General features: G+C 44.7%; 14 protein-coding genes and 1 tRNA gene. 2 read left to right on the forward strand and 13 right to left on the reverse strand.

The window, feature by feature from the left end; translation table 11 throughout:
• Nucleotides 1–124: 124 nt before the first annotated feature.
• From parE to MHI25_RS20840, 4 genes are all read right to left on the reverse strand, one after another.
• Nucleotides 125–2,107, reverse strand: coding sequence for a DNA topoisomerase IV subunit B (parE, locus tag MHI25_RS20825; RefSeq protein WP_076183949.1), 1,983 nt, complete (start codon nt 2,105–2,107; stop codon nt 125–127).
• A gap of 169 nt (nt 2,108–2,276) precedes the next feature.
• Nucleotides 2,277–3,266, reverse strand: a complete 990-nt coding sequence (locus MHI25_RS20830; protein ID WP_036685819.1) for an ABC transporter permease — start codon at nt 3,264–3,266, stop codon at nt 2,277–2,279.
• A complete protein-coding gene (locus tag MHI25_RS20835; protein ID WP_036685707.1) occupies nt 3,259–4,239 on the reverse strand; it encodes an ABC transporter ATP-binding protein in 981 nt (326 codons plus the stop codon). Before MHI25_RS20835 ends, MHI25_RS20830 begins: the two co-directional genes overlap by 8 nt.
• 102 nt (nt 4,240–4,341) lie before the next feature.
• Nucleotides 4,342–5,181, reverse strand: coding sequence for a GDSL-type esterase/lipase family protein (locus MHI25_RS20840; protein WP_340394159.1), 840 nt, complete (start codon nt 5,179–5,181; stop codon nt 4,342–4,344).
• Between the two features lie 239 nt (nt 5,182–5,420).
• On the opposite strand from MHI25_RS20840, the gene MHI25_RS20845 reads away from it, so the two are divergent.
• A tRNA-Lys gene (locus tag MHI25_RS20845) sits at nt 5,421–5,493 on the forward strand.
• Nucleotides 5,494–5,626: 133 nt separating this feature from the next.
• On the opposite strand, the gene MHI25_RS20850 is transcribed toward MHI25_RS20845, so the two are convergent.
• The 3 genes from MHI25_RS20850 to MHI25_RS20860 form a co-directional block, all read right to left on the reverse strand.
• Complete coding sequence (locus MHI25_RS20850) at nt 5,627–6,343, reverse strand: CAP domain-containing protein (RefSeq protein ID WP_036685704.1); 717 nt, start codon at nt 6,341–6,343, stop codon at nt 5,627–5,629.
• Nucleotides 6,344–6,655: 312 nt separating this feature from the next.
• Nucleotides 6,656–8,620, reverse strand: a complete 1,965-nt coding sequence (locus MHI25_RS20855) for a WG repeat-containing protein (protein ID WP_340394161.1) — start codon at nt 8,618–8,620, stop codon at nt 6,656–6,658.
• An 80-nt stretch (nt 8,621–8,700) separates the two neighbouring features.
• A complete protein-coding gene (locus tag MHI25_RS20860) occupies nt 8,701–9,249 on the reverse strand; it encodes a hypothetical protein (protein ID WP_340394162.1) in 549 nt (182 codons plus the stop codon).
• A gap of 89 nt (nt 9,250–9,338) precedes the next feature.
• Between MHI25_RS20860 and MHI25_RS20865 the strand changes: the two genes are divergently transcribed.
• On the forward strand, nt 9,339–9,569 hold the full coding sequence (locus MHI25_RS20865) for a hypothetical protein (protein ID WP_340394165.1): 231 nt from the start codon (nt 9,339–9,341) through the stop codon (nt 9,567–9,569).
• A 407-nt stretch (nt 9,570–9,976) separates the two neighbouring features.
• Here MHI25_RS20865 and mglC read toward each other — a convergent pair whose 3' ends face one another.
• From mglC to MHI25_RS20895, 6 genes are all read right to left on the reverse strand, one after another.
• The gene (gene mglC, locus MHI25_RS20870) at nt 9,977–10,984 is read right to left on the reverse strand and encodes a galactose/methyl galactoside ABC transporter permease MglC (protein ID WP_076127586.1); all 1,008 of its coding nucleotides are present in this window, start codon (nt 10,982–10,984) and stop codon (nt 9,977–9,979) included.
• A gap of 93 nt (nt 10,985–11,077) precedes the next feature.
• Nucleotides 11,078–12,589 carry a sugar ABC transporter ATP-binding protein gene (locus MHI25_RS20875; RefSeq protein ID WP_076101437.1) on the reverse strand — a complete coding sequence of 504 codons (1,512 nt, stop codon included), beginning with the start codon at nt 12,587–12,589 and terminating at the stop codon, nt 11,078–11,080.
• Nucleotides 12,590–12,735: 146 nt separating this feature from the next.
• A complete protein-coding gene (locus tag MHI25_RS20880) occupies nt 12,736–13,806 on the reverse strand; it encodes a galactose ABC transporter substrate-binding protein (protein ID WP_094903385.1) in 1,071 nt (356 codons plus the stop codon).
• A 198-nt stretch (nt 13,807–14,004) separates the two neighbouring features.
• Nucleotides 14,005–15,027: a substrate-binding domain-containing protein gene (locus MHI25_RS20885; RefSeq protein WP_036685687.1), complete on the reverse strand. Its 1,023-nt coding sequence runs from the start codon at nt 15,025–15,027 to the stop codon at nt 14,005–14,007.
• Nucleotides 15,024–16,853 carry a sensor histidine kinase gene (locus tag MHI25_RS20890; protein WP_081383399.1) on the reverse strand — a complete coding sequence of 610 codons (1,830 nt, stop codon included), beginning with the start codon at nt 16,851–16,853 and terminating at the stop codon, nt 15,024–15,026. The genes MHI25_RS20885 and MHI25_RS20890 overlap by 4 nt, the downstream gene beginning before the upstream one ends.
• A gap of 2 nt (nt 16,854–16,855) precedes the next feature.
• Nucleotides 16,856–18,508 (reverse strand): response regulator, encoded by a 1,653-nt coding sequence (locus tag MHI25_RS20895; protein WP_076127582.1) that lies wholly within the window; start codon nt 18,506–18,508, stop codon nt 16,856–16,858.
• Nucleotides 18,509–18,575 lie beyond the last annotated feature (67 nt).

An 18,575-nucleotide genomic window follows, 5' to 3' on the forward strand; every position in this document is an offset into this window, starting at 1 on the left:
CAGGTACTTCAGAGCTTTTTGGAATTCCGGGCATTATCGCTCCTACAGTTCCAAAATCCCCCTAGGTCCCATAAATCACCAAGCTCTTAGAAAATCGGGATTATCGTCACTTGCAGCACTGACATTACTCTACAATTTCGGTGAAATCGACATTTTCAACAATCCAGCGTTTACGTGGATCGACTTTGTCACCCATAAGTGTTGAAACACGGCGCTCCGCCTTAGCGGCATCCTCAATCTGTACCTGAAGCAGCGTACGCGACTCTGGATTCATCGTTGTTTCCCACAGCTGATCGGGGTTCATCTCGCCCAATCCTTTATAACGCTGAAGCTCGAAGTTTTTGCCGAATTCCTTTAAGTAATTTTGCAGCTCTTCATCACTCCAGGCATACCTTACGGTCTCCAGCTTACCCGTTTTGCGGGTCAACTTATAAAGCGGAGGCTGAGCGATAAAGACCTTACCTGCATCTAATAAAGGCTTCATATAACGATAGAAAAATGTCAGCAGCAGCACCTGAATATGCGCTCCATCGGTATCGGCATCGGTCATAATGATAATTTTAGAATAATTGCTGTCTTCGACGGTGAAATCCGGACCAATTCCAGCACCTATTGTAGAAATAATTGCTTTATACTCGTCGTTCTTCAGGATGTCCAGCAGCTTAGCTTTCTCCGGATTCATCGGTTTACCTTTTAGCGGCAATATCGCTTGAATCTTAGAGTCACGGCCTTGCTTAGCTGAACCACCGGCGGAATCACCTTCCACGATAAACAGCTCCGTACGTGTAACGTCCTTTGATTGTGCAGGAGACAGCTTACCGCCAAGATTCGAGCTTTCGCTGCGTTTCTTGCCTGTGCGGATCTCATCGCGGGCTTTACGTGCCGCTTCCCGCGCTTTCGACGCTTGAATCGATTTCTTCAGCAGGCTCTGCGCAACTTGTGGATTTTCTTCCAAGAAACGCGCCATATTTTCAGAAACGATATAATCTACTGCACTACGGGCGGAAGCACTGCCAAGCTGATCCTTCGTCTGTCCAACAAATTCAACCTCGGACATTTTTACACTGATGACAGCCATCATGCCTTCCCGCAGATCATTACCTTCCAGGTTTTTATCTTTTTCTTTAAGCAATTGCGTGCGGCGGGCATATTCATTTAATACACGAGTGTACGCAGTTTTAAAGCCGGTCTCATGTGTGCCTCCGCTGCGAGTTGGAATGGAGTTTACGAAGGAAGCCAAGGTTTCTGTGTAGCCTCCGTTGTATTGCAGAGCTACTTCTACCTCGATATCATCCTTTTCTGCACTGAAATGAATAACATCATGGAGAACATCCTTACCTTCGTTGAGGAACTGCACAAATTGACTGGCTCCACCTTCATAAAAGAACTCATCCTGACGGTTGCTCCGCTCATCTTGCAGTGTAATACGCAAACCGGAATTCAGAAAAGCAATCTCCTGAACCCGCTCTGCCAGCGTGTCATAATTCAGAGCAATTCCATTTGGGAAGACACGAATATCTGGCTTGAAAGTAATTTTCGAACCCGTTTTATTGGTGTTACCCAGAACTTCAAGACCAGTTACAGGTTCGCCAACATGCTCCTTGCCCTTCTTGTCCACCCAGTACTCAAACCGCTGCCGATGGATTTTGCCCTCACGATAAATCTCTACTTCGAGCCATTCGGACAAAGCGTTTGTGACAGAAGCCCCTACGCCATGCAAACCGCCTGATTTTTTATAACCCGATCCACCGAACTTACCGCCCGCATGCAAAATTGTAAATACAACTTGCGGGGTAGGTACCCCTGTCTTATGCATTCCAGTTGGGATCCCCCGTCCATTATCGCTAACGGTTATCGAGCCATCCTTACGAAGCAGTATGTCAATCTTTGTACAATACTTGGCTAAATGCTCATCTACGGCATTATCTACGATTTCCCATACTAAATGATGTAGTCCTGAAGAACTCGTACTGCCGATATACATGCCAGGTCGTTTGCGTACTGCAACCAGACCTTCGAGCACTTGAATGTCGTCAGCATCGTATCCAGTACGGCCATTCTCGCCGTTATTAGAAACTTCAGCAAACATATCGATCTGTTCGAGCATTCATGCTCCTCCTTCTTTTCTCTATACTAAGAAGAAACGGCTTGGCCGTCCTTTTTGTTAAGAACGGTATCCGTTACTGCCAAAAACCTAAGGATAGAATATAACGTGAAATTATACTCTCCTATATTTCTAGGAAATGCAAACAAACGTTTTGGTCACTTTGTTCATTCTAATTCAAAATATCCCTTTTCGTAAAGACGGCGAATGAAATGATCACCGAAGCGGCCCCCCATACAGCCAGCACAGCCATGGAAAATGACAAGGACATCCCTTCAATGGGGGCGGGAGTACCAGACAAATAGCTGGTCAGTCCAAGATTTACCATAAATAAATATTTCGCTGTTGTCCAGGCAGAGGCCATATTGGTCAGTATACTACCTGCAATCAGCGCTGCCATCATAACTACTATACTCGCCGCAGTACTGCGAACAAGCACCGAGATCATGAACGCGAGCAGTGCAACCACTACGCTGACGAACCAAATCAAACCACCTTGCATAAGCATATATTTCCACTGGGGCACTGCATGTACAGTAGACATATCTAGCGAATCACCACTGATTTTAAAGCCTGTAAAAACAGGAATATTAAAACCTTTAAAACCAAAGGCGAGACCAGAGATAAAGTAACTGATTGCAAATGTGGAAAGTACGATAAGCGAGACAAACATTAGCAGTGCTGTCATTTTGCTAAAAAGCACCTTCCAACGCTTGACCGGCCTAGTCAACAGCATTTTGATAGTTCCAGTTGTCCTTTCGGCCGAGACCAAATCTGAGGCCACCGCCATAATGAGCAACGGAATAAATAATGTAACCGAATTATCCATAAATTCTCGGGTAAAGGTAACCCCGCTAGGTTCATTCGGATTAACGTCATGGTGAAGATAATACTGAAGCTGTTGTACAAATATTCGCCGATAAGTCTTCCATTCCTCTGGAATCCGGTCACTGCCCAGTGAATTTTGATTATCGATAATCTGCTGCTGGATCTCAAGCCGCCAATCGGAATTAAATTTCTCCCGACTCCGTTCGGCTGAACGCATCTGTGCATAGGTGAACATAGGCACCAGTACAATCAGAATCAGCAGTATAACATAAAACCGTTTCTTTTTTATAATCTTCAAGCACTCATTACGGATTAGCGGAAGCAAGTTACTCAACATTCTCACCCTCCGTTAGTTTCAAGAATAGCTGTTCCAGTGTCGGATTAATTTTATGCACAGCTCTCACCTCAATTTCAGCAGTAACCATTACGGCCACAATCTCGGGGATCAGATCCTGATCCATGATCGTTATTAAAGAATTGGGGCCCATCCCGGCAATAATTGAGTCATCTAATGTGACGTCTTCCAGTTTCTGAATTTGAATATCTGAACGATCAGCCAGCATTTCCCGGGCCTCAGCAAAAGGCTCCAGCTCCCAAAGTACATACGGCGAATTACGAGCGATCAGCTCATCTACCGCACCTACTGCCAATACACGCCCTTTACTAATAATCGCTACACGGTCGCAAAGAAGCTGAATTTCACTAAGCAGATGGCTCGATACGAACACCGCCAGCCCTTCATCCGCCAGCTTGCGAATGAATTCTCGCAGCTCTTTAATGCCTTTAGGGTCAAGTCCATTCGTCGGCTCGTCCAAAATAAGCAGCCGTGGACGTCCCAACAGCGCCTGCGCAATGCCTAATCGTTGTCTCATCCCAAGCGAGTATGTACTTACCTTATCATGTATCCGCTGATCTAATCGAACAATATCTACCACTTCGCTAATACGTTCATTGTCTACGCCAGGCTGCATCCGGGCAAAATGCTGCAAATTCTCCCACCCGGTCAAATAGGTATATACCTCAGGATTCTCAACGATAGAGCCTACATATTGCAATGCTTTTTCCGGATTTCGGTTCACATTGTACCCACATACTGTAATCTTGCCCTCAGTAGGTCGAATCAAATCCACAAGCATGCGGATCGTGGTCGTCTTCCCAGCCCCATTAGGCCCGAGAAAGCCGAAAATCTCCCCTTTTCTCACATCGAAAGTGACATCATCTATAATCCATTTTCGTCCTATTTTTTTACGTACCCCGTCCACAGACAAGACGACTGTGCCGGAGTCTTCACTATTCGCTTTTGTCATATTTAATTTAGCTCCTTGTGACTGTCATTTTCTCGGTTTGTACTTGCTCAAAGGGCATTTACCTACATGATCTTACTGCAAAATTTAACACTCACCTATATACTACTGCACAGCCTGTATGAACCGTTCTCCGATTCGCTGATAGCCATCACCATTAGGATGAAAATGATCGGTGGATAGATACTTGTCCAAATGTCTGTTAAACAAGTCAAACGTAGGAACCAAGGTCATGTTGCTATGCTCATTAATAATATCCATTGCCGTATTATTCCACTTCGTTACCGCTTGATTGCCTGGTGCCAGTAATTCTGGAATATCGCCAAAGGGATTATACAGCCCCATATAGTAAACTTGCGCATTCGGATTGATCTGTGAGATTTTATCGAGAATCTTCTCCAGTCTAGCTGCTGCTTCTGGCAGAGCGGCTAATAAAGACTCTGGAGTCAGCTCCTGCCCAGAGGTTGATGAAGTTGTGTTGCCCTGTTGCACCCCATTATTCTCAAGAATATTCGAATCCTTAAACAGATCATTTCCTCCGACGGATAGCAAAACAACATTCGACATGCGCAAGGCATACTCCACACCATCTTCGTTCAGTTTGCTTAACAGCCCCGCAGTAGTCAACCCGTTAATCCCCATATTGCCTAAAAAGTCTACTGTGACACCTTTTGCGGATAAACCAGTAACCGTACGCTTAACAAACCCTTCTCCGGTGTTATCACCGGTCCCCTTGGTAAGCGAATCCCCGAGCGCAACAATTTTGAGGAGCTTGACGGTCTCCGTCACCGGTGCGGCTGTTTGCTGAGGCAAGCTGCTCTCGGTAACCTCTCCGACCGGATAGATAATATCTTTAACCGCATAAACTAAACCAACCATCAAAACTATAGTTGTTACTATGGAAATCAAGCTGACGCTGCGCCATGTCCATTTCGAATCCTTCAAAGCTATCCCTCCGTATGCCGTTCTATTATGTATTGTTCCACAATTTACAAAGATCTTAACTATGTTACATAAACATAATTCTTCCATACAAGTTTTGCAAATGTCTAGCAAAGAAAAAAATCCCGCTGCTACAGTGTTTTTGCCGAGGAACGAGTGTGGACTTTTTTGAAAATAAAAAAATACTGGCTTTTTAATTAATGCCATTATATAATATTCACCGTTGACTCTTTAGACATTACGGGTTATTAGCTTAGCTGGTAGAGCAGCCGACTCTTAATCGGCAGGTCGCAGGTTCGACCCCTGCATAACCCATAGAGCTAGACAGAAGAAGTAAGGACAAGTTCCTTACTTCTTTTTTTGTTGCATTTTTATTCTTCACCACACAAAAAAAACCGCTCCCCGACTTACATCGGAGAACGATTTCTTCCTGAAGCATCTACGCGTATTATTTACCAATAAACTCTTGAACCCAGTAATTATTATCATAACCGACACCGATATAATTGAAGTTAGCATTCAAAATATTAGCGCGGTGACCTGGACTATTCATCCATGCCTTCATTACTTCTTCTGGTGTTTTTTGTCCCATTGCGATGTTCTCACCTGCGGCTTTATAAGTGATGCCAAAGGATTTCATCATATCAAAAGGTGAACCATACGTAGGTGAAGTATGTGAGAAATAGTTATTCGAACGCATATCTGTAGCTTTTGTAGCGGCAACTTTGTGCAGGCTGTCCAATCCAGCTACAGGTGACAAACCAGCTGCTGCACGTTCTTTGTTTACCAGCGTTACGATTTGCTGAACATAGGTTCCTTTATTGCTCACAGCACCTGTTGTAGTTGTATTATCAGTTGGCTTAGTTACAGTAGTTGTGTCTGCTGGCTTTGTAACCGGTTTTGTAGTTGTAGTTGTGGTCGTGTTGTCTTTGTTTGGTACTGTTCCAGTTTGCGGCTTAGTTACCACGATTGTGCTATTCGAAAAAGGGAATCCCTCAAGATTAGCTTGTTTAAAATATTGTAATATTTGCTCATAACTTGTGCCTTTTATTGTTACTGTCGATTCATTCGATGCCGCATTTGCTTCCAATGGAAGAGAAATACTAAGTGCCATAACAGCTGCCACGCTACCACCGATGATTGCTTTTAATGTCTTGTTCTTCAATCTGCCATCTCCTTTTTTCTTGCGTGTAATATATGCTTCTGCCTAGAGTGACCATCTACAAATGTTACAAAGTTGTAATTTGTTCCTCAGTCATTGTAGCATAAATCTCTCAAATGTGCGCTTCTAATTTTTTACATATAATAGTCTTGACTGTAAGATTTCCGATTCCTAGATACATTCGCTTTCTTTCGCTGTTTTCCTGCCTAAAAATACCATTTTACCTGTTATTCGCGAAAAAAAGCGAGAAAAAGCAAAAAAAGTCGCCCTCCCCGAAAGGACGGCAACTTCAGCAAACCTATGGATACCTGACGATTAATGGAACGATTGCCAGAACTCGCCCTCCGTAGAGATCAATCCCATGATTTCCGCATAAGGAATCCGGAAGGTTGGAAAACCTGCAGAATACGGAGCGATCTCATAAGGTGCGAAATATAGATACAACGCTTCATTATCTACAAAGAAGGGCTGATCCGAGGTAATTCCTTTATACGTATCCGGAAAAACATATGAATATTGTGGATCGTTCTCGATCTGTTTGCCCACAATTTTACTGAGCTTCTCCACATATCTGCTGCCCGGCTTGAACAAATCCCCCAGCTTATAGAACCTGCCGCTGCGCAAATTAATATGCGGATAGATTTTGGTAGGCATTCCATGTGCTGCTCCAAAAGGAAAACGATAACCGGTCAGCTCCAGCACCAACAGGTTTTTACGGAAGAAAGAGACTGAAAAATCACCATTATAACTAAAGTCCTGGGAAACCCCTCCACTCCCAACGTCTTCAGCAAGGGATAGCTTGCGCAACTTATCGTTAACCTCTCGCGAAACTTCCGCACTTGCAATCCCCTCAACGACCGGATAATACACCAGATAATCCCTGTTCGGTTTGTATTTCTTCTCCACTACGGAATAGGGAGGTCTCAGCGGAATGACTCCATTTTGGCGCCAAACCTGCTTTCCCTGCCGATCATAATAAGATGTGCGTTGATCTACACCTGCTCTTATCAAACGTCCGCTAAGGGTGAGTGTTCCTGCACCTGGAATAACTGGAGGCTGGGCTGCCTTTTTTCCACTTCTATCGATAAAATAGGTATCTTTAGCATCAAATACAGACGCCAAGCCTTCCTGATAATTGTTCACGCCAAGCAGGGTGTGATTGCTCAGGACCGCTCCCGTTTCCGCATCTGCAATTACGTAACGTGATCCGCGATAAGGCTGGCTGGGGAATACAGGCGTTCCTATGGCTACTCTGCCTTCACCTAGCTGCAATACTTCATAATATTTTGCCGGGATGATCATTTTCCCTTGTTTATCAATCAGCCCGTAGGCGTTGCCATAATTCTCAGCGGTATTCACCACCGCACGTCCCTCTGAAAAAGGTAAAGCAGAGGTGAATTGCGGTTGAATGGCTACAGAACCATCCGTATTTAAATAGCCATATTTACCGTTTTCAGTCGCTTGATAGGCTAGTAAACCTTCTCCCGGACTTCCAACGAAAGGATGGTTATACGTATGCAGAATGTTCCCATCCGGATCGATGAGCGCATACTCTCCTTCTTTGATTTTAACCAAAGCCACGCCGTTCATAAAATCATTGGCATCTACATAAATCGCGGGCAGCACCTCTTTGCCTTGCGCGTCCACATATCCATATTGCGATTGGCCGCCGGTCGTATTTTGTTTTGAAAATAGTGCACGCCCCTCATGTAATGAGTTCAAATAATCATACCGGGCGGACGTCACTTCTTTGCCTTTTTCATCAATAAAAGTGTACCCCTTGGCATCCGACACTACGGCGCGCTCTTCCGAAAAAGGCGCAATAAATGAATAGATCGGCTTCACTCGTTCTCTTCCAGTGCTGTCAATGAGCCCGCTGCTATTTTTTCGCTGAACTACGGCAAGACCGTTCTTCTGAAAATCCTCAGCATATTCGTACCGGGGTTCAATCTGAACACGGCCCTCGTCATTAATATATCCCCAAAGTGTGCCCTCTTTGAGATTAAACGGCGCCGGATGCAGACCCGTGGTCCGCAGATCGTCCCCCACCCACTCCGGCAATAAGTATGGCGCCTCAAAAGGCTTATTAGAGTAATCTACACGATATAATCCCGCTTCTGCCGGAATCGTGACGAATAACTCCTCTTCCGTGCGTATGAAATCCTCATCCTGCTGAGTAATATATTCGTTCCAGCCAATGCCATCCCATTTCCATACATCCGCCTGTATCAGACCATTGTCATTCCCTTTCCCCAGCTCATTCAACCTAATCCTTAACATCCAGTCGCTCCCCTTTAACAAAGGCATTTGCCTATAGAATATGGGAGAACGTTGGTTTATGTGCTTTTTGATCTTTGGGGTTAGGGGGAGGCGTATTCCAGGATACTTTTGCCTCTCTTTCCACTTCCGTTGCTCGATTTGGCGTATTCTAGGGCATTAATGACTCTCTTTCCTCCTCCGTCGCTCGTTTTGGTGTATTCTAGGGCATTTTTGCCTCTCTTTCCTCCTCCGTCGCTCGTTTCGGCGTATTCTAGGGCATTAATGACTCTCTTTCCTCCACCATCGCTCGTTTCGGCATATTCTAGGGCATTAATGCCTTTCTTTCCTCCACTGTAGCTCGTTTTGGCGTACTTTAGAGCATTAATGCCTCTCTTTCCTCCTCCGTAGCTCGTTTCAGCCAATTCTACGGGATTTATACCGTTCATTCGGCCCACGTGGCTCATTTCAGCCAATTCTACGGGATTTATACCGTTCTTTCGCCCCACGTAGCTCGTTTCAGCCAATTCTACGGGATTTATACCGTTCATTCGGCCCACGTGGCTCATTTCAACTAATTCTGCGGGATTTATACCGTTCTTTCGCCTCACGTAGCTCGTTTCAGCCAATTCTGCGGGATTTATACCGTTCATTCGGCCCACGTGGCTCATTTCAACTAATTCTGCGGGATTTATACCGTTCTCTCACCTCATGGTGCTTCTGTTCTGTTACTAATATTAGTTTGTTGATATTGTTGGTGAGCAATGATGAATATGATGTGTTTTCGGTGCTCCTGATGACGATGGTCGTGTTATTGCTGCTGATATTGATTTGTGGCGGTGATTGCCGTGTTCATGCTGATAATGTTGAGAGGATTGTGATAACCGTGTTTGTGTTGATGATATTAATTGGTGATGGTAATGATGCTGTAGTAGTACCGTGGCGGTTATGGTGCAACTATTGGGTGGAGTAAATCCTATTGGTGGAATATTAATTTTGATGGAGCAGGGGTGGCAATGTTGATTGAAGTTGGTGGTGGTAAGTAATGTTGATGTTAGTGTTGCTGGCGCTGTTTAGTCGTGGTGGCATTTTCGCGGGTAGTTTTAGTGGTGTATTTGTTTCATGTTGGTAGTAGCCATTGATGATCTGTGTGTTAGTGGTGGTGACACTATTTGGTCGTGGTGGCATTTTAGTGGGTAGTTTTCGTGCTCGTGCGTAGTTTTCCTATGCGAGGAGCAAGGGGGCGACGTTCAGTACTTATGAATTGGTACTTATGAACTGATTCTTACGAGTTGCTTATATCCGCAAGCGAAATGGACAAACCAAAAAGCGTTTGCCATAAATAGCAAACGCTATAATCACCACACATCCCCCACACAACTACTTCTTCGAAGAATACTTCCGCATATCAAACGCGACCGCGGCGATGATGATCAGACCTTTGATAATCAACTGATAGTAAGGGCTGATGCCGATAAAGGTCAGGCCGTAGTTGATTAAGGTAAAGATAATAACACCGACCAGAACACCTGGCACTGTTCCGATACCACCGGTTGTGGACACCCCGCCCACGACGCAAGCAGCAATCGCATCAAGCTCATACATGTTACCATAGTTATTGGTTGCGCCACCTGTTCTGGCAGCCTCCAGCACACCCGCCAAACCATAAAGGGCTCCAGCAATCGCATAGATGTAGATCAAGTTCTTGGAAACATCGATGCCAGATACTTTTGCTGCCTGCATGTTACCGCCGATAGCGTACATGTTCTTGCCCAGCTTAGTTTTATTGAACACCACCCATACGATGGCGGCGACACCCAAGGCTATCAGCACGATATACGGGATTGAATATTGCCCCTTGCCAATAAACCCAGAACCGATTGTAGTGAAATCTGGACGCAGACCGCCAATCGGCTGTGATTGGTTGGGGTCCATGTCAAAGTACAAGGAATTCAAGCCGTAGACGATAACCATCGTACCCAGTGTTGCGATAAACGGCGGGACGTTCAGCTTGGAGACGACAATACCATTGACTAGTCCGCAGAGAAGGCCAGCGATAATAGCTATAAGGATCGGAAGCCACACTTGCACCTGCGGCAGATCAGGAAAAAAGCGCCGGGAATAATCCGGAATTTGCAGCATCGAAGCAGAGATTACCGCTGTAAAACCAACCACACGTCCAGCAGACAAGTCCGTCCCAGCTGTGATAAGGATGAAGGCAACACCAAGCGCGATGATAATCCGTGTTGACGACTGAATTAGAATGTCCCGTAAAGTATTTACAGAGATAAAGGCCGGCTCATATAAGGCAATACCCATAATTAGAATTACCAAGACAATATAAATAGCATTTTGAGTAATAAAAGATTGGGCTCGTTTAGCGTTCATTAGTAGTGTTCCTCCTTAAAGTTACGCGAAGAGTACTTCTCTTCGTAAACCAAATCTAGTTTCGCCCAGCAAAACTATCATTGAAATCCTATCCTAATGCTGTGCAGCGAGCCGCATAACTTCGGTTTCCGTAGCTTGCTCGCCTTCTAGTATTCCGGTAAGCCTACCCTCCGACATGACCATTACACGGTCAGACATTCCGAGCAGCTCCGGCATTTCTGAGGAGATCATAATGATGCTTTTCCCTTGCTGCGCCAAGTCGGCAATAATCGAATAAATCTCGAATTTAGCCCCTACGTCGATACCGCGAGTCGGCTCGTCCAGAAGCAGGATTTCGGGCTCGGTTAGAAGCCATCTGGCGAGCAGCACTTTTTGCTGATTCCCACCAGAAAGATTCATGATTAGCGTTTTGGTTGTTGGAGTTTTGGTCCGTAATTTTTCAATCATTTTATCGACTTCTTCTTTTTTCTTTTTTCCATCTAGTAGAAGTAGTAGTTTCTGGTATCGATGCAGATTAGCGATTGCGCCATTTTCATGAACAGACAAGACTGGAAAAATACCGGTGACACGCCGTTCCTCCGTAAGCAAAGCCATTCCGTGTTTCTTAGCATCCTTGGGAGATTGGATATGAATGCGCTTACCATCGATAGAAATCGTCCCCGATTTGATAGCCCTCAGGCCGAATAATGCCTCAATAACCTCTGTTCTCTGAGCGCCTACCAGACCACCAATCCCTAAAACCTCACCTCGTCTTAATTCAAAAGAAACATCTTTAAACGATCTTTCTTCAGGGGAGGTTAACCCTTCCACCTTCATATATACTTCGCCAGGCACGTTAAAGCGTTCTGGGAATCGATTGGTCAAGTCACGGCCGACCATTTTGGAAATGATAAGGTCTGTGGTCAATTCCGCCGCTGGCCAGGTTCCGATTTTTTTACCGTCCCGCATAATGGTAACTTCGTCAGAAATCTCGAGAATCTCTTCCATTTTGTGAGATATATAAATAATAGCTACGCCTCTACTCCTAAGGTCCCGTATGATCCGAAATAAATGCTCCACCTCCACACTGGTCAGGGAGGAAGTAGGTTCATCCATTACAATAACGCGGGAGTGAAAAGAGACAGCCTTCGCAATTTCAATGGATTGGATTTTGGATACAGAGAGCTTACCCACTAATGTCTCGGGATTCAGATCGATATCCAGATCTTTAAACAAATTCTCCGTGTCAGTGTACATTTTCTTATGGTCAATAAACTGAAAAGGTCCAATCCCTTTGGTTGGGAAACGTCCTAACCAGATATTCTCCATCACACTTCGGAACGGCACGGGATGCAGCTCCTGATGAATCATGGAGATCCCATTTTTCAAAGCGTCATTTGAGCTTCCGATAGAGGTCTTCTCACCCTCCAAAAAAATCTCACCGGCATCCGGTGAATAAATACCAAAGAGACATTTCATTAAAGTGGACTTACCCGCACCATTCTCGCCCATAAGGGCATGCACCGAACCTGGTCTGACCTTTAAACTAACTGCATCCAGCGCTTTGACGCCGGGGAATTCTTTAGTAATATCATTCATTTCTAGCAAAAACTCAGCTTTTTCCATGTTGTTACGCCCCCTACGCTTTTTTCTTTTTTCATGAGAGGCACAGCGGTTTCATCCTGTTCCCTGCCTGAAAGAAATCCGAGGAGCGAATATCCGCTCCCCGTTGCTGCCATATGATCATGAATTCCATCTAGATTAGAGCGTTATTATTTGGCGTCATCGATATTGTCTTTGGTGATCTTTTTATAGGAAATCCACACGTATTGGTTGTCTGTGATATCAAAGCCTACGTTATCTTTTGTAGGTGTTTCTCCTTTAGCAAGCAGAGCAGCAACTGTGATCGCAGCTTTACCTTGGTTGTTCGCATCATTCAGCACGGTACCAAGCATCGTTCCATCTTGCAGCGCTTGAATCGCAGGAGCAGTAGCATCTACACCTACTACCGGCATGAATTTATCACCCGTGAAGTAACCTGAAGCTTTCAGAGCTTCGATGGCACCGAGAGCCATATCGTCATTGTTCGCAAGCACAGCTTCAATTTTGTCGCCATGGGAGCCAAGGAACGCTGCCATTTTTTCTTGCCCTTTTACGCGGTCCCACATCGCAGTATCTTCAGCCAGCTTTTCTACCTTGATGCCGGCATCTTCAATTGCTTGGATGGAGTAAGTAGTACGAAGCTCAGCGTCTTGGTGCCCCGGTTCGCCCTTTAGCATTACGTATTGGAGGACACCGTCGCCGTTTTTATCCGCTTCAGGATGTGCCTTCCAGTAATCCACGATCAGTTGACCGGACATAGTTCCGGATTCTTCTGCCTTAGCGCCTACATAATAAACCTTATCCCATTTCTTCATATCTTCTGGCAGCGGCTCGCGGTTCAGGAAGACCACCGGAATATTTGCCGCTTTTGCTTTTTCGATAATAACGCCAGCCGCAGTACGGTCAACCGGATTGATCAGCATGCCTTTATATTTTTTGGTGATGAACAAGTCAACTTTGTCATTTTGTGTGGGTTGAGAATTTTGGCTATCTACGATATCTACAGTAGCAATGCCTTTGGCAGCAGTGTCGATTGCGTTACGAACACCTGTCATGAAGGTATCGTCAAATTTGTAAATGGCTACCCCTACTTTTGGCGTTTCAGTGGAAGAGCCCGCATTTTCAGTTTTTGGAGCGTTGGTAGCTTTACCACTGTCTGCATTATTGTTGCTATTGCCACAGCCTGCCAGGGCGGCACCCAGTATTGCGCTTGCTAAAAGAACGGAAGTGATTTTTTTCATTATTCATTGACCTCCTGTTTATACTTCTTTTTTTTGGTTTAACCCTGAATTCTCTCGGGCACATCCATATTATGCCTTAGGTGAAAACGGTTTCGAATATAAAATCCTACTCACTTTTATAAAAATTCTACTGAACCCAAAAAACGAATACCTCCCATTTTAAGGATGGCATTCGTCTTTTCAAAAATAAACCGTCCACTATCTGACGAAGGGAAATAACAATTTCTGATTCTCAGGCCACAGCATATTGTCCAAATCAATGAGTTTAGTGCCCGTATCGACACGTTCAGGAACATCCATTCCTTCGATTACCTCAACGGCATGTTTTACGGCTAAATACCCGTTACTAAAAGGATTTTGGATTACGGTCGCTTGAACCGTACCCTCCTGCAGCAACTCCATCATTGACGGGGAGCTGTCGAAAGCAACCATTTTAATATTATGCAGCCCTCGGCTCTGGATAGCTTTTGCCGCCCCTTGTGAAGCTGTCTCATTCAAGCTGGCGATCCCGCGAAGATTTGGATGTTTCAGCAGCATTAACCGTGTCAGCTCTTCAGCATCACTAATACTCGAAGTGGTATAAGAAATCTCTACTACCTGTATGTTCGGATATCGGGCAGCGTAATTTAAAAATCCCTTTTCCCGCTCCTCGGCGTCCCTAGCACCATATTCAATGCCGTTTGAAGACTCCTGCTCCGCCCCCAAAGATGAATTTGTGAAGTTAATGATGCCGACCTCCCCGTATCCATTTAGCAGCTGAATGAGTCTTTCTGCAGACTTTTGTCCCGCTTCATAACCGTTTGAACCCACATAGGCTCTTACTCTGGCCGAACCGACTTCTGCATCCACAGACAATACGGGAATCTTGGAATATGCCGCCCGATCAACCACTTGTGCAAGTCCCATATAGCTGCTGGCAGCTAAAATAATAACGTCCGCTTTTTCTTTAATGGAGTCCTCAACCATTCTGACCTGTTCCGCAATATCACTCTCAGCATTCGGAGCTTTGAACGTTAGTTTCACATTAAATTCCTGTGCCGCGGCTTCTGCACCCAATCTAACTGTATTCCAATAGTCGCCTTTGTTCATTTTTACAATAAGATGAATATTGCGGGTTTTGTTCGTGTTGATATAATTAGGTGCCGAATTAAAACAAGAGGTGATGGTTGTCCATAACACCACACATACCAGCAGGGTTAGCCAAAAACGAACGATTCTCATACCGATGTCTCATCCTCCTCATGTCCAGGATTGCCCTCGCCTGCTGCGAGTGCCGGGAAGATAAGAGTAACCGTAGTGCCTTCTTCAATTTCACTTTCAAAAGAAAGACCATAATCACGCCCATAATACAGCTCAATACGCTCGTTAACATTTCTAACGCCTACCCCGGAGCCATGCATACTCTTACTGCCGCCTGTTAAAAGAACCTTCATAGTCTCCTCGGACATTCCCAGTCCATTATCACGAATGCGGATGATGACAAGATCATCCTTCAGCTCCGCTTGGATCGAAATAAAACCTTCATCAGGCATCATTTCAATCCCGTGATACAGAGCATTCTCCACAATAGGTTGTAAAATTAGCTTAATCGTCTGACACTGCAGCACTTCATCCTGAGCCTCGATCTCGTAGCGGAACTTATTTTTGAACCGAAAACTCTGAATCACAAGGTAATGACGAACATGATCAAGCTCTTCCTGCACGGTAATCATATTATTCCCTTTACTAAGGCTAATCCGGAAAAACTTCGATAAGGACTGAATCATCGTGACTACCTCCTCAGTCTTGCCGCGTTCAGCGAGCCGGATCACAGAATTCAGGGTATTGTACAGAAAGTGCGGATTGATCTGGGATTGCAGTACTTCAAGCTCACCTTTACGTTTGGTTTCCTGTTCATAAATAATCTGATCCATCAGTTGGCGGATACGTTGCAGCATAAGGTTAAACCGTTTGGACAGCTGTTCCACCTCATACGCCCCACTGACATCTATTCGGGTGTTGAGATCCCCTTCGCCCACCTGCTGAAGCGTCCGTTCCAGCTTGCGGATAGGGCGGGCAATACGTGCAGACAAAAAGACAGATACAATAATTACACATAAAATGACTACCGCTAAAAACCAGGATAAAAAAGTGTTTAGATCACGTTTGGTGGTTACAATCTCATCATAATAAGCCACGCCCACGATCTTCCAGCCTGTCTGTTCCAGTGTTCTTACGGTGATAAACCGTTTTTCACCCGTAGACTCATCCAAATAGCTACGAAAAGCATATTCCAGTACTGGCTCCACATTCTCATATTTTAAGCCAGCGTAAATCAGCTGCTGCTGGGGATGGTACACAATATTTCCTAGCTGATCGAGGATGTAAGCGTATCCTCTTTTGCCAAGCTTAACCTGCTTGCTCAGCTCATCAATGGTTCGAAAGTTAAAATCCATCAGCAGGATGCCGGTTTTTAAGACTCCGTTCTCCTTATATTGAATTAATTTGCTGATAGACACGACCCAGATATATTGACCTTTGAACAAATTCTGAATATGAGGTGCGGAATAGGAGAGCTCTGATGTTCTTTGCGCCGTCGTAAACCAGCTCTGAGTCTCCAGCTGTGTGTTGCTGCGCAGCTTCTGACCGGGTGTTCCCACGACATATTTCCCCTGTGGTGTAAAAACAGCCGCCGAGACCAGATCCTCTCTGCTCCCCATTAGCATAGCCATTCTTTCCGTCAATAAAGCGGAATCCACGGAAGGGCTATTCGTAATCTGCTCCTCCGCTGTCTCAAAAATATTGCGCATTCCCTTAACATAAAGACCCAGATTGTAATTCACTTGCTCAATGATCTGCTGCATATTCATATTGGCATTCTCTTCTGCGGTCTTGGCAAACTTGTTGTACAGCATAAGGCTGACAACGACAGCTACCAGCACGGCAACAGATGTAAAAGTGAGTGTAATCGTAACTTGAATGCTTCGGAGCTTGGAGGACAACCGACGTTTTCCGCCTTTGGGATGCTGCGGTCTTAGAGGAAAGGAATAAGGTTTATCCTTCAGCATCTTTACCCTCCTCTGGAGCTGTTTTTATACTCTTTAGGAGATTGGCCATATTTTTTGCGGAAACAAAAGCTGAAATAGTTAGGATCGGCAAAACCTATTTTTTCTGCGATTTCAAAAGCCCTCAGCTCCGTGGACCGCAAAAGTTCCTTGGCTGCCTCTAACCTAATTTGCAAAAGATAACTAACGAACGTCATTTTCATTTCCTTCTTAAAAATACTGCTAAAATAGCCGGTACTTATATGTAAATGCTGACAAACCTTGCCGATGGAAATATCAGATTCAACATAGTGGCTGCGTATATATTCTTTAGCTTCATCAATAAGCAGCTTATAGGAAGATTGACGTTCTAATGCAATCGTATCCATTAAACCGCTACAGACTGCAATAATCCATTGCTTGGCTTCGGCCATACTATTAAATTTATTGATGGCAGTTAGCGACGAAATGCCAGAACCAATATACTTTGCAGCTTCACTGCCGGATTCTTTAGCCACTCGCAGGATAGATGTAAAAATCTCCAGCAAAAAAATCTGATAATCCTGTGTAGACACCTGCTCTGCGTCAAGACCGGCAAATAACTCCTCAACAACCTCTTTGAGTTCTTGCACCGTACCTAGTTTAATCGTCCGGATTAAGGATTGCTGGGTTAGTTCATCATAGGTTAGCAGTGTGCTGGAACGTGACTCAACGTCCTCAATCCAGATCACCCGGTTATTGCCGAGAATAAGCCGATAATCTAATGCCTGCAAGGCATCCCCAAAAGAATTAAATAACAAAGCAGGCGATGAACAGACCGTTCCGGAGCCTGCCGTTACCGTCAGCTTCAGAAAACGCTGTACGTTCTGGCGGATTTCTTCAAGAAGCTCAAAAGTCTTTCCAGTGATATCAGTTTCTTCCCCTTCTTCATGGATTGTGAGCAATACGACCTCATCACGATGAATAAACACCCTTCCAAAACCATGCTTCGAGCATATTTCTTCAGCAATATTCAGCACAGCGAATAGCTGTAAATTCTTTTCACCAGTGTCTCGTAAAGAAATTTGCCCGCCTGTTGCACCCCCAGCAGATTCCCGCTCAGGACGAATATAATCCACACTAATTACCGAAGCCTGAAACCACCGTCCCGTTAATTTTATGCCATATTCAGTGCTTTTCTCAGCAATTTCATCCGTACGCAATCTACGCGAAATAAGGGACGATAAAAATTGCTCCCTTAACACAGGCAGACTTTTCCGGTAATGCTCACTGAGTACAAATACATTTTCTTTTTCTGCAATTTCAGCCTCGATAGTGGCTCTAACCTTAAGCAATACTTCAATTAATTCCTGTGAAGAGAACGGTTTCAAAATATACTCATCAATTTGCAATTTTATCGCCTTCTGAGCATATTCAAATTCATCATACCCAGTCAAAATGATAATCTTAGTGTTAGGATGATGACTACGAATCCATTCAGCCAGCTGAAGTCCATTCATAAAAGGCATTTGGATATCGGTAACTACCACATCCGGCAGCAAACGGTCTATGGCATCCGCAGCTTCCCGTCCATTCTCCGCCTGCTCGACAATCTCAAATCCGTAACGCTCCCAGTCAATCTGCCCGATAACGCCTTCCCTAACGTCTTCTTCATCTTCAGCAAGAACTAGCTTATACATGTCTCATCCCTCTTTGGAAACGTTTTAGATGTCATAAATTTTATTGTATATGATTCAAACCAATCCA

It is taken from the genome of Paenibacillus sp. FSL E2-0177 (assembly GCF_037992975.1).
GTDB classification, from domain to species: domain Bacteria; phylum Bacillota; class Bacilli; order Paenibacillales; family Paenibacillaceae; genus Paenibacillus_AQ; species Paenibacillus_AQ odorifer.